The organism is Paraburkholderia steynii (assembly GCF_900100565.1).
GTDB lineage: Bacteria > Pseudomonadota > Gammaproteobacteria > Burkholderiales > Burkholderiaceae > Paraburkholderia > Paraburkholderia terrae.
This window is the reverse complement of sequence record NZ_FNDI01000014.1, coordinates 30,518-41,748: the sequence shown is the minus strand read 5'-3', so window position 1 is coordinate 41,748 and position 11,231 is coordinate 30,518. Positions and strand designations below refer to the sequence as shown.

At 62.6% G+C, this 11,231-nt stretch carries 11 protein-coding genes; 7 read left to right on the top strand and 4 right to left on the bottom strand.

All coding sequences use genetic code 11. From position 1 onward, the window contains the following. Nucleotides 1-36: 36 nt before the first annotated feature. Nucleotides 37-438 (bottom strand): hypothetical protein, encoded by a 402-nt coding sequence (locus BLT65_RS24140; protein ID WP_091781836.1) that lies wholly within the window; start codon nucleotides 436-438, stop codon nucleotides 37-39. A gap of 569 nt (nucleotides 439-1,007) precedes the next feature. Here BLT65_RS24140 and BLT65_RS24135 point away from each other — a divergent pair. Continuing rightward, the gene (locus BLT65_RS24135) at nucleotides 1,008-1,280 is read left to right on the top strand and encodes a hypothetical protein (protein ID WP_035995975.1); all 273 of its coding nucleotides are present in this window, start codon (nucleotides 1,008-1,010) and stop codon (nucleotides 1,278-1,280) included. Nucleotides 1,281-1,462: 182 nt separating this feature from the next. Here BLT65_RS24135 and BLT65_RS24130 read toward each other — a convergent pair whose 3' ends face one another. After that, the gene (locus BLT65_RS24130; protein ID WP_091781833.1) at nucleotides 1,463-3,586 is read right to left on the bottom strand and encodes a 3-hydroxyacyl-CoA dehydrogenase NAD-binding domain-containing protein; all 2,124 of its coding nucleotides are present in this window, start codon (nucleotides 3,584-3,586) and stop codon (nucleotides 1,463-1,465) included. Nucleotides 3,587-3,718: 132 nt separating this feature from the next. Between BLT65_RS24130 and BLT65_RS24125 the strand changes: the two genes are divergently transcribed. The 4 genes from BLT65_RS24125 to BLT65_RS24110 all read left to right on the top strand — a co-directional run bounded on the left by BLT65_RS24125 (nucleotide 3,719) and on the right by BLT65_RS24110 (nucleotide 7,329). Further along, nucleotides 3,719-4,645 carry a LysR family transcriptional regulator gene (locus tag BLT65_RS24125; RefSeq protein WP_091781830.1) on the top strand — a complete coding sequence of 309 codons (927 nt, stop codon included), beginning with the start codon at nucleotides 3,719-3,721 and terminating at the stop codon, nucleotides 4,643-4,645. 134 nt (nucleotides 4,646-4,779) lie between these two features. Beyond that, the gene (locus BLT65_RS24120) at nucleotides 4,780-5,196 is read left to right on the top strand and encodes an organic hydroperoxide resistance protein (RefSeq protein WP_091781827.1); all 417 of its coding nucleotides are present in this window, start codon (nucleotides 4,780-4,782) and stop codon (nucleotides 5,194-5,196) included. Nucleotides 5,197-5,266: 70 nt separating this feature from the next. Beyond that, nucleotides 5,267-5,731: a MarR family winged helix-turn-helix transcriptional regulator gene (locus tag BLT65_RS24115; protein ID WP_091781823.1), complete on the top strand. Its 465-nt coding sequence runs from the start codon at nucleotides 5,267-5,269 to the stop codon at nucleotides 5,729-5,731. A gap of 248 nt (nucleotides 5,732-5,979) precedes the next feature. Beyond that, nucleotides 5,980-7,329: an epoxide hydrolase family protein gene (locus tag BLT65_RS24110; protein ID WP_091781820.1), complete on the top strand. Its 1,350-nt coding sequence runs from the start codon at nucleotides 5,980-5,982 to the stop codon at nucleotides 7,327-7,329. A 22-nt stretch (nucleotides 7,330-7,351) separates the two neighbouring features. Here the strand turns inward: BLT65_RS24110 and BLT65_RS24105 are convergent, their stop codons facing one another. Together BLT65_RS24105 and BLT65_RS24100 are read right to left on the bottom strand one after the other, a co-directional pair. Further along, the gene (locus BLT65_RS24105) at nucleotides 7,352-7,975 is read right to left on the bottom strand and encodes a TetR/AcrR family transcriptional regulator (RefSeq protein WP_091781817.1); all 624 of its coding nucleotides are present in this window, start codon (nucleotides 7,973-7,975) and stop codon (nucleotides 7,352-7,354) included. Between the two features lies 1 nt (nucleotide 7,976). Continuing rightward, complete coding sequence (locus BLT65_RS24100) at nucleotides 7,977-8,399, bottom strand: ester cyclase (RefSeq protein ID WP_042315098.1); 423 nt, start codon at nucleotides 8,397-8,399, stop codon at nucleotides 7,977-7,979. 190 nt (nucleotides 8,400-8,589) lie between these two features. Here BLT65_RS24100 and BLT65_RS24095 point away from each other — a divergent pair, with 190 nt between their 5' ends. Beyond that, nucleotides 8,590-9,582, top strand: coding sequence for a helix-turn-helix domain-containing protein (locus BLT65_RS24095; RefSeq protein ID WP_042315097.1), 993 nt, complete (start codon nucleotides 8,590-8,592; stop codon nucleotides 9,580-9,582). 32 nt (nucleotides 9,583-9,614) lie between these two features. Further along, nucleotides 9,615-11,198 (top strand): Na+/H+ antiporter, encoded by a 1,584-nt coding sequence (locus BLT65_RS24090; protein ID WP_091781814.1) that lies wholly within the window; start codon nucleotides 9,615-9,617, stop codon nucleotides 11,196-11,198. The last annotated feature ends 33 nt before the right edge of the window (nucleotides 11,199-11,231 follow it).

Genomic DNA, 11,231 nt, shown 5'->3' with positions numbered 1-11,231 from the left:
GCGAAATCATTCATCGGGCCAACGGAGCAAGCGCGCCTAGGCTTGCACGCGGCTCAAGGCCACCACGTCATCATCACCAGTATCTTTCGACCGCAGATGCGCAGTCAGCGCCGCCTCGAGATGAAGCCGCACATGTTCCCACGCGGCATGCGCGTAGTCCGGCTCGCGCGCCGCCCATTCCTGCGCGAGGCCGAACACGCGGCGAACCGTCGACGCGCAATGCGTCAGACCCACACTGCTTCCAGCTGCGGAATCACGCAGCCACTCGGCCAGCCACGGCATCTCCGACGCACACGAATCCGCATACGCCTCGGTTGCCGCGCGCGCGTGCGAATCGGTCGCAGGATCGAGTTCGATCCGCTGCGGATAGCCGCTGCGTTTGCGCGTGCGTTTGCCCGTCTTGAAAGGAATCCGCGTGGTGCCTGGTCTGAAAAACATCCGATCCCTCGATATGCAACGACGATTCAGATCCACTGCGCCGACTTACCCCGTTTGCCCGCGAATCGCCATCCGGCATCAACGTTTTTCAACAATTGAGAGGGACAGTATAAAAAGAGGGCGCAATAAAATCATTTAAAGATTGTCAGATCGTGGCGCGCGCCCGGTCAGGAGGTGTTGGTTGGTCTCCTCCCGCTGTCATGTTGCTGTCTTACTTCACCCCGTTCGATTTGTAAATTGGCATGCAAGACTTTGTAAGCCTCTCTTTTCATCATTCCGGAAAGGAATGTGAAGTGCCGATTCTCCCTGATTGCTGCCTTTTGAATTCCGTACTATATGAGATTCATTGCTTGAAAACTTTTAGCAATTGTCAAGTCAGGAAAGCGCTTGAAAGCGAATACATTAAAAATGCGCTTCATGCGATCGAAACTTCACTAACATTATTTAGCAAACTGGCTCGCGCCGTTTTGGTAGTCTGCCGATGTGCCAGCCGTGCAAGGTGGTATGTGACAAGGCGCTGCAACTAATCGCAGCTTGAGCAATGCCAGCTGATATGCGAGGGGTTCATCATGCTGATGTGGATTGCAAACTGGGCAGCACGCCACGCTCCGACTCCCGAGAAACAGGCCGAACGCGCGCTTCATGAATTGCGCATGGAATTGTTCCGCGCGGAACAGCAGGTCATGGACGCACAGTTACGCGCTGAATATTTCCGCGCGCGGTTGCTCTTTCTCGAAGATGTCACGAGACAGGGTATTGAAGCGGTTTCTGATCAGCGCAAAGGTCAGCAGGAATTGACGCAGCCATCGCGGCCGGGCCCGAGACTCACTGCCGCGCAATAGCAGCGAGACCCATGTCATTTGCGGCGCAGAAAAAAAGAAGCCGCAGCGAAATTGCTGCGGCTCTAACATGCCAACTCGCGGTACGGTCACCGCAATTTCATTCTCTGACTTTGCGCTGAGTGCATCAACGCCGAATCGGCGGATTTGACTATCTTTAACAAGCGTCGCCCGATTCGTTCGAATTACGCAGACTGATTCAAGCTCGCCAACGTCTCCCCGCGCTCGACCAGTTCCACCAGCAACGGCGAAGGCTTCCAGAACAGCGGATCGTGCTTCTCGAACTCGCGGATATCCGCGAGCAACGCAGGCAAACCGATCGTATCCGCGTAATGCATCGGACCGCCGCGATACGCCGGAAACCCGAAACCATTGATCAACGTCACGTCCACATCGAGCGGTCGCAACGCGATGCGCTCGTGAATCACGTTCGCGCCTTCGTTGATCATCGCGGCCATGTAGCGACGCACGATCTGCTCGTCACTGAACGTGCGCGGCGTGACGCCCGCGCGCTCGCGCTCCGCGACGATGATCGCTTCCACTTCCGCATCGGGCGTGCCGGCGCGCTTGCCTTCGTCATAGCGGTAGAAACCGCGCTTCGTCTTCTGGCCGAACCAGCCGCGCTCACAGAGGCGATCGGGAATCTGCACATAGCGCGCATCGGGATGACGCGTCGCTGCGCGGCGCTTACGCGACGCCCAGCCAATGTCGCCGCCGGCCAGATCGATCACCTGATACGGTCCCATCGGAAAACCGAATTCACGCACGGCTTTGTCGATCTGATACGGCGACGCGCCGTCCTCCATCAGATGGTCCGCCGCCGCGCGATACACCGCGAGCATCCGGTTGCCGATGAAGCCGTCGCACACGCCCGCGCGCACGGGCACCTTGCGCAGTTTCTTCGCCAGATCGAATGACGTTGCGACGACGTCGGCGCTCACATGCGCGGGCACGACGACTTCCAGCAGCTTCATAATGTGCGCGGGCGAGAAGAAGTGCAGCCCGATCACATCTTGCGGTCGCGAAATACTGGCTGCGATCGCGTCGATGTCGAGATACGACGTGTTGGTCGCGAGCACGGCACCTTGCTTGCACACACGGTCGAGTTCCGCGAACACGGCCTGCTTCACGGCCATGTCTTCGAACGCGGCTTCGATCACGATATCGACATCGGCGAGTGCATCGTACGACGTGCTGCCGATGAAGCGCGCCAGTTTCTTCGCCTTCGCATCGCTGGTCAGGCGTCCTTTCGCGATCAGGCCGTCGTAGACCTTCTCGACGTGCGCGCGCCCACGAGCCAGCGATTCGTCGTCGCGCTCGATCATCGTCACGGGCAAGCCCGCGTCGAGCAATGCGACGGCGATGCCCGCGCCCATCGTGCCGCCGCCCACCACGCCCGCCGACGCGATCGGCCTCGGCTGCGCGCTGCGCGTTTCAGGCGCCTTCTGCACTTCACGTTCAGCATGGAATGCGTGGACGAGGGCCGCGCGCTGCGGGCTATCGAGGCATTCCAGGAATTGCTTGCGCTCGAAGCGCAGGCCTTCGTCGAACGGCAGGTTCAGCGCGGCCTCGACGCAATCGACGATCTTCAGCGGCGACAGCAGGCCGCGTGATTTCTTCGCGGTCTCGGCGCGCGCGGCGATAACGGCAGCCGCACTCGCTTCTTGGTCCGCGAGCCCTTGCGCATCGCGCGTACGCCGCACGGGTGCATGTTCGACGAGCAGTTGCTGCACATACGCGAGCCCCTCGGCGAGCACGTCATCGCTCTGACCCACGCGATCGACAAGCCCGATTTTCAGCGCTTCCTGCTCGCCGATATGCTTGCCGCTCAGCATCAGCGACAAAGCCGCCTCGGCGCCGATCAGGCGCGGCGCGCGCTGCGTGCCGCCCGCGCCGGGCAGCAGACCGAGCAGCACCTCAGGCAAGCCAAGCTTCGCGCCCGCGACCGCAATCCGATAATGCGACGCCAGCGCGATCTCGAGTCCGCCGCCGAGCGCGGCGCCATGAATCGCGACGACGACAGGCTTGCCGCACGTCTCAATGCGGTTGCACACATCGGGCAGCGTCGGCATTTGCGGCGGCTTGCCGAATTCGCGAATGTCCGCGCCCGCGATGAAATTGCGGCCCGCGCCGACGATCAGCACCGCGCGCACGGCCGGATTCGCTTCCGCGGCTTCGATCGCCGCGACGAGGCCGCGCCGGACGTCCACGCCCAGCGCGTTGACGGGCGGATTGTCGACGGTGACGAGCAGGATGTTGCCGCGTAGCTCATGGGTAACCGGCAATGCGGATGCGGCGGTCGGCGTCATACGATTTGTCTCCTCGTTGCAGCGTGTAAGCAGAATTGCCATGCGATTTGGGATTGTCTTGGGGACAACCGGAATTGACAATCACCTCACCAATTGACAGAGTGTCAAAGAATCTTTGACAGTAGGGCCGCCGTGGACGTCAACGCGCTAACGCTGCTGGTCGAGATCATCGATGCCGGCAATCTCAGCGAGGCTGCGCGCCGGCTGAAGATGACCCGCGCCAACGTCAGCTACCACCTCAACCAGTTCGAAAAGTCGATCGGCCTGCAACTGGTCCGGCGCACGACGCGCCGCGTCGAGCCGACCGAAATCGGGCTGAAGCTCTACGAGCATGGCCGCGCGATCCGCAATTCGCTGCTGGCCGCGAAGGAATCGATATCGACGCTCGGCGAAAGCCTGCAAGGGCGCGTGCGCCTGTCGGTGCCGAGCGGCTACGGGCAGCTGGTGATGTCGGCGTGGCTGATCGCCTTCAAGCGCGAATATCCCGGCATCGTGCTCGACGTGATGTTCGAGAACCGTGTCGAAGACCTGCTGCGCGACGAAGTGGACATTGCCGTGCGCGTGATGTCGGAGCCGCCGCAAAATCTCGTCGCGCGCGACATGGGGCCCGTGAGATGGGTCGCGTGCGCGTCGTCGGCGTATGCCGCGCAACATGGCATGCCTGTGCAGCTCGACGAGCTTCGCACCGCGCCGATCATTACGTCCGCCGTGGTCGGCCGGCAACTGCGCGTCGCCGCGTATCTGCGCGACGAACGGCATGAGGTGTTGCTGGAACCTGGCCTCATCTCCGAAAACTTCCTGTTTTTGCGCGACGCGATTCTCGCCGGCCTCGGCGTCGGACTCGTGCCCGATTACGTCGTACACGACGACATCCGGCGCGGCGACGTCGTCACGGCGCTCGACCCGTGGCGGCTCAGCATCTTCGGCACGAACATGTACATGCTGTATATGCCGAATCTTCACCATACGCGCGCCACGTCGCAGTTCATCGAATTCATGCTCGACGAAGCGCGCAAGGCCGGACGCGGCGCCATGCCAACCCGACCCGCCCATTTGTAGCGCAATGTATCCGCCGCAGCAGCGGATACATACGCATACACACGTCCGTTTCCACGACACAAGCGAGATACATCCGCACGCTTCAATACGGTCATCGATTGTTTGCCCCTCACCTACTCAACGGAGCACTCACCATGACGCGTATCGACAACGTACTGTACACAGGCAAGGTTCACACGACGGGCGGCCGCGAAGGTGCCGCACATAGTTCCGACGGTCGCCTCGACATCAAGCTGTCGACGCCGGGCGGCAATGGCGCGGGCACGAACCCCGAGCAACTGCTCGGCGCCGGCTGGTCGGCCTGTTTCATTGGCGCGATGGGCGGCGCTGCGCGCGCGCTGAAGATCTCGCTGCCGGCTGACACCAGCGTCGATGCTGAAATCGATCTCGGCACCACCGACAACGCGTATTTCATTCAGGCACGTCTGAACGTGAGCCTGCCCGGCCTGCCGCGCGACGTGGCCCAGGAAGTGGTCGACCGCGCGCATCAAACCTGCCCGTACTCGAAGGCGACGCGCGGCAACATCGGCGTCACGATCACGCTCGTTTAAGCCGCATGAAGAAGGGCAGTGCGACCACTGCCCTTGCCACGATATTGCATATGCAACACGAGCATCGATCATGACTTCAGACCATCGGCACGACACCTGTGCCAACGTCAGCCGGAAGATCGCGCAAAGCTGTCTGCTCACGCGCACACGGCAGATTTCAAGAGTGCTGACCGCGATCTACGATGAAGCGTTGAGGCCGTTTGGCGTCAATGCATCGCAATTCACGCTGCTAGTGCTGATCATGGAATTTGGGCCGCTTAGCCGCGCCACGCTCGGGCGCAAAAACCATCACGACCGCTCGACGCTCACGCGCAATCTTCAGCCCTTAGTCGCGCAGGGATGGGTCGTCGAAGGCATGCCTGGCGACGACGGCCGCAGCCGCCCTCTATCGCTCACGAAGCAAGGCAAGGCCCTATTGCACGACGCCGCGTCCGCGTGGTCGGCGGCGCAATCGAAGGCTCAGTCGCTGCTTGGCGAAGCGGGCGCAAACGCGCTGATGGGTATCGCGGGTGACCTGCCGAATCGAATCGGCTGATTTTTCTGTTGTTGATGTTGTATGTGCAACACGTAGCACGTTCGTTCCGCGTAGCGCAAAGTATCCGCTATGTGCCAACCGGTACTTGCGTCTACAAAAGCATCGTTTCAGAAAACACGCGCGATACATCCGCGCGTTCCAATACGCTCTCGCCGGACGCGCGCCGCGTCCGGACCGTGCGTCCAATGGCTCGTGCAACTACGCGGCCATTACCTGGAATCATTGGCGCAAAGCCAATTGGAGTTCTTATGTCAGACCACCTTCCTCCATCGCCGTCGCGTCGGCGCTTTGTCGGTGTCGCCGCGGCCACCGTCGCCGCAGGTTCGTTGAGCCAGCTTGCATTCGCACAAGCAAATCAGGCGATAATCTCAGTCGCGCAGCCAACGGGCGGCGACAAGACGGCGATTCGTCCACTTCGTGTGCATGTGCCCGAGGCGCAACTGATCGATTTGCGTCGACGCATCAAGGCGACGCGATGGCCCGAGCGCGAGACGGTTGCCGACAACACACAAGGCGTTCAGCTTGCGATGATGCAGGAACTCGCGCGCCATTGGTCCACCGGCTACGACTGGCGCAAATGCGAAGCAAAGCTGAATGCGCTGCCGAACTTCGTGACCGAGATCGACGGACTGGATATTCATTTCATCCACGTGCGCTCGAAGCATGCCAACGCGATGCCGTTGATCGTCACGCACGGCTGGCCCGGCTCGGTGATCGAGCAGTTCAAGATCATCGATCCGCTGGTCAACCCGACGGCGCATGGCGCGAGCGCATCCGATGCGTTTCATCTGGTCATTCCGTCGTTGCCGGGCTATGGCTTTTCCGGCAAGCCCGCCACGACGGGCTGGGGCCCGGAGCGCACGGCGCGCGCGTGGGTCGTGCTGATGAAGCGTCTCGGATACGACAGATTCGCGGCGCAAGGCGGCGACCTCGGCGGTGTCGTCGCGAACGTGATGGGCAAGCAGGCGCCGCCCGAGTTGCTGGGCATCCACGTCAACTTTCCCGCGACGATTCCGCCCGAGATCGCCAAGGCGCTTCAGGCGGGCGACCCGCCGCCATCCGGCCTTTCGGACGACGAAAAGCATGCATACGACCAGTTGAGCAGCGCGGCCAAAAAGCGGCGCGCCTACGCGCTGGAGATGGGAACGCGCCCGCAAACGCTCTATGGCATTTCGGACTCGCCGATCGGGTTGGCCAGTTGGCTGCTCGACCATGGCGACGGCTACGAGCAGCCGGCAGCGGCGCTCACTTCCGCTGTATTCGGCCGGGCCGTGAATGGAGAATCGTCAGGCGCGCTGACCCTCGACGACGTGCTCGACGACATCACGCTTTACTGGCTAACGAACACGGGTATCTCCGCGGCGCGCTTCTATTGGGAGTCCCATTTCAACTTCCTCGCCGCCGCCGATGTGTCCGTCCCCGCCGCCGTAAGCGTCTTTCCTCGCGAGAACTATCAGGCGCCGCGTAGCTGGACCGAGCGCGCGTATCACAACCTCATTTACTACAACCGGCTCGACAAGGGCGGGCATTTTGCGGCGTGGGAACAGCCGCAACTGTTTGCCGAAGAAGTGCGGGCGGGATTGAGGCCGTTGCGTTGATAGAGGGTTGAGCGGGGAGTCGTCACTCCCCGTCTGCCCGCCCCCGTCTCGCCGCATCGACCAACGCGCGGATCGCCCAGCGCTTCACTTTCCGGGCCCGCGCGTCGTCGAGTTGCAGCACGTCCTTGAACACCACCATCGCCTCAGTGCCGATCACCAGCGCGAGCGCCTGCGTCAACGTTTCGAACGCGGCGGACTTGAACTGGTCCTGCACAGGTTCCAGCGCCGCCTCGATCAGCGCAGTCCGCCGATTCTGCCGCAGCGGAACCTCACTGTCGGTATCGCCCTTCGCCACGCGCTCCAGCGAATGCGCGAGCATCATTCGCAGCGGCGCTTCGTTGGCGAGGATCATGTCGTGAAGCGCCGTATCGACACGCGTAAGCCGCGCCACGGGATCATCCGACGCACGCGGGCCAAACAGCGCTGACGCATCCGGCGTCGCGACATCGAGCGACGCTTCCAGCAGCAGCGCATCCATGCTCGGAAAATGGCGATATGCGGTGGCGCGCGACACCATCGCTTCCTCCGCGATCTCCTCGAGACTCGGCTTGCGCCCCTGCTTCATCAAACGCGAAGCCGCCAGCAACAAGTCCTTGCGCGTGCGCCGCTTCTGGTTCGCGCGCCCGTTGGTCGTGACGTCGGCCATATCAGGCTTGCGGCAACTGCTGCATGATCGCCGCGAGATCGACCCATACGTTCTCACGCGTGATCTGCCCGCTTTCCGCGAATTCAAGCACATGCAACATGCGGAATTCCAGCGGACGCCCGCGCCCTTCGAGTCCAAATGGCCGCCCCGGCGCCTTGCCGCGCCAGAGTGATTCGTCGACGACGAAACCGTCGCCATACAGGCGGCGCAAGCACTCGACCCGGCTCTCCGATAAATCCGCGAATAGCGCCTCGTAGAACGGCCGCACTTCGCCCCGGCCACGCACCGGCCCGGCAGGCCAGCCGACGACGTCATGCTCGACGTCCGGCGCGAGCGTGGCGAGCACGCCTTCGACATCGTCGCGTCTCTCAAAACCGAAGTGCTCTTCGATCTTCCCGTCCATCTGCACAGGCGTCAGCGTCATGATTGGCTCCTCGCGATTGCATTCGCACCGTTTGCCAATTCATTCTAGTGAGACTCGCGTCTCATTACAAGATCGTAATGTAGTTTTAACCTCAGGTAGAATTTTGTCCGACATCGACGCTATGATCCAGGCGCGGTCCAGGCAGTCTTCCCTGCAATCGGAATCACCTCATCCGGGTTCATCCACAGCCTTGAAGATCGAGCATCCGACCGACGGCCCGACGCGGCTCCCATACGCGCACGACTACTTCAGCACCGCCAGCGAGTCGCCGCAGCAGCAATTGCTCGCCTGGCGAAATCGCATCGGTCATATCCTGGATGTGCCCGTCGCAAAGAGTCAGCGGGAAAGCGGCTTTCGAGGGACCATCGACAGCTATCGCTCTGCGGATCTCGCCTTCATGGACTGCCGCACCGACGCGATCCTGCAAACGCGCACCGCCGCGCGAATCTCCACCGATAGCGCGCGCCAGTTCGTGTTCCATGTGCTCGTCGATGGCCAGATCGAGACGACGACGGGCATGTATCCCAAGCGCGTTTCCACGCAGATCAAACCCGGCATTCTCGCGCTGGACATGGGGCAGCCGATGCGCATGCAACGCACCGACTGCCGCTTGCTGGCGATCTTCCTGCCGCGCGAATGGCTCGCGCCCGTGCTACCCGAGCCTGAGTCGATTCACGGCCATGTCATCGAATACGACTCGCCGCTCGCGCGCCTGATTCCGGGCTATCTCGCCGCGTTGTCCCAAACCGGTCAGTCGACGAACCCCGCCGACTTCCACGACGCGCTGAAAACCTGCGCCATGTTGATCGCGGCCGCGTTCGGCAAGCGGACGGGACGCGCGGGCGGCACGCGCGCGGCCGCGCGCGCCGCCGTGTTCGGCACCCTCCGGCGCTACATCGAAGCCAATCTGCATGAACCCGATCTTTCGCCCGAAAGCGTACTGCTCGCGTCGCAGTTGTCGCGCCCGACGCTCTACCGGCTGTTCGAGAGCGAAGGCGGGCTCGCAACGTATATTCGCAACCGCCGGCTGAGCCAGGCCGCCGACGAACTGCGCCGCTATCCGAACAAGGCGGTGGTCGAAATCGCATATGGACTCGGCTTCAACAGCGCGTCCGATTTCAATCGCGCGTTCCGCCGCGCATTCGATATGTCGCCGCTCGATTTCCGGATGTTCACCGTTTAACGTCCCGCCACAAACGCTCAACAGGAGAAGTCATGTCGGCTGTGTCGGCATTCAAGCTGGTGCTGCTTTCGCTGATTGCGATCATCGCGCTCGAACTGATCGCGAAGCGCTTGCGGCTGCCGCCTGCGGCCGCATTGCTGGTCGGCGGCGTAGCCATGGCGTTCGCCCCCGGCCTGCCGCCCGTCGTGCTCGACCCCGACCTCGTGCTGATCGTTTTCCTGCCGCCATTGCTGATGGATGGCGCGTACTTTTTCGTCTGGACCGACTTCAAGCGGCACCTGAAGCCCATTCTGCTGTTCGCGATCGGCGCGGTTGCGTTCACGACATGGATAGTCGGCGTGGTCGTGCATTTCGTTGTGCCGTCGCTGCCGTGGGCAGCCTGCTTCGCGCTCGGCGCGGTCGTCTCGCCGCCCGACGCCGTCGCGGCGAAAGCGGTGCTCGAACGGCTCGCGCTGCCGCGCCGCCTGATGGTGCTGCTCGAAGGCGAAAGCCTGCTCAACGACGCGGCCGGCCTCGTGCTGTTCCGCTTCGCCGTCGCCGCCGCGCTCACGGGCGCGTTCAGCGCGTCGCATGCCGTGCTGAGCTTCGCGGGACTCGCGGTGGGCGGCGTGGTGGTCGGATGCGTGGTCGGCTATGGCGTCGTGTGTCTGCTGCGCCTGCTCGACGACGACTATCTGATTATCACGACTTCAGTGATCTCCGCGTGGATCAGCTACATCGCGGGCGAAATGCTCGGCGTATCGAGCGTCATCTCAACTGTGACGTGCGGCATGCTGCTCGGCTGGCATCAGCACGAAGTCTTCTCCGCCACCGCGCGAACGCGTGGCACCGCGTTCTGGCAAGTCGTCGTGTTCGTGTTCGAGGCGCTCGTGTTCGTGCTGATCGGGCTGTCGCTGCGTGGCGTGATGCAGCGGCTTGGCGGCATCGACAATGCGCTCGCACTGCTCGGTCCCGCCGCGATGGCGACCGTGGCCACGGTCGTCGTTTCGCGCTGCGTGTGGACCTTCGCGCTCGAATCGATCAACGCGGTACTGCACCGCATCTCGCGTCGCGCCGCGCCGCCCGCCGACTGGCGCTCCGCTGCCGTCGTGAGTTGGGCGGGCATGCGCGGCGTCGTAACGCTGGCGATCGCTCTTTCGCTGCCTGAAACAATGCCGGGCCGCGATCTGATTCTGTTCTCCGCGTTCGTCGTCATTCTGTTTACGGTGCTGCTGCAAGGCACGACGATCGGCATGGTGATCCGGCTCGTCAAACCAGCAAGCGATGCACACGCATCGGCCTATCTGAACGAGATGCAGGCATGGGCGCGGCTGGAGGCGGCACAACTGGAAGCGATCAAGCCGCTCGTCTATGGGCCGGACGGCAGCGTCCTGCATCCGCGGCTGCTCGAACAGTACAGCTATCGCGCGCGTCTCACGGAAGAGTTCCAGCACGCGCCGAGCTTTCCGCTGGAAGCGCGCAAAGCGCACTACGACGTCATCCTCGCCGCGATCGCCGCTGGCCGCGTGGAACTGTTGCGCCTGCATCGGAGCGGCCTGATTCACGACGACCTGCTGCACGTGATGGAACACGATCTCGACCTGCAGGAAATCTCGTCCCGCCATGCCCGAGGCTAGGCGTCGCACGCGTGGCCGCCTCAAGTAATGACC

What these genes read in the sequence shown, in the direction of transcription:
- BLT65_RS24115 (WP_091781823.1), top strand. Translation starts at nt 5,267, where the DNA reads ATGACTTCAGACCATCGGCACGACACCTGTGCCAACGTCAGCCGGAAG.
- BLT65_RS24100 (WP_042315098.1), bottom strand. Translation starts at nt 8,399, where the DNA reads ATGACGCTGACGCCTGTGCAGATGGACGGGAAGATCGAAGAGCACTTC.
- BLT65_RS24130 (WP_091781833.1), bottom strand. Translation starts at nt 3,586, where the DNA reads ATGACGCCGACCGCCGCATCCGCATTGCCGGTTACCCATGAGCTACGC.
- BLT65_RS24110 (WP_091781820.1), top strand. Translation starts at nt 5,980, where the DNA reads ATGTCAGACCACCTTCCTCCATCGCCGTCGCGTCGGCGCTTTGTCGGT.
- BLT65_RS24120 (WP_091781827.1), top strand. Translation starts at nt 4,780, where the DNA reads ATGACGCGTATCGACAACGTACTGTACACAGGCAAGGTTCACACGACG.
- BLT65_RS24105 (WP_091781817.1), bottom strand. Translation starts at nt 7,975, where the DNA reads ATGGCCGACGTCACGACCAACGGGCGCGCGAACCAGAAGCGGCGCACG.
- BLT65_RS24090 (WP_091781814.1), top strand. Translation starts at nt 9,615, where the DNA reads ATGTCGGCTGTGTCGGCATTCAAGCTGGTGCTGCTTTCGCTGATTGCG.
- BLT65_RS24135 (WP_035995975.1), top strand. Translation starts at nt 1,008, where the DNA reads ATGCTGATGTGGATTGCAAACTGGGCAGCACGCCACGCTCCGACTCCC.
- BLT65_RS24140 (WP_091781836.1), bottom strand. Translation starts at nt 438, where the DNA reads ATGTTTTTCAGACCAGGCACCACGCGGATTCCTTTCAAGACGGGCAAA.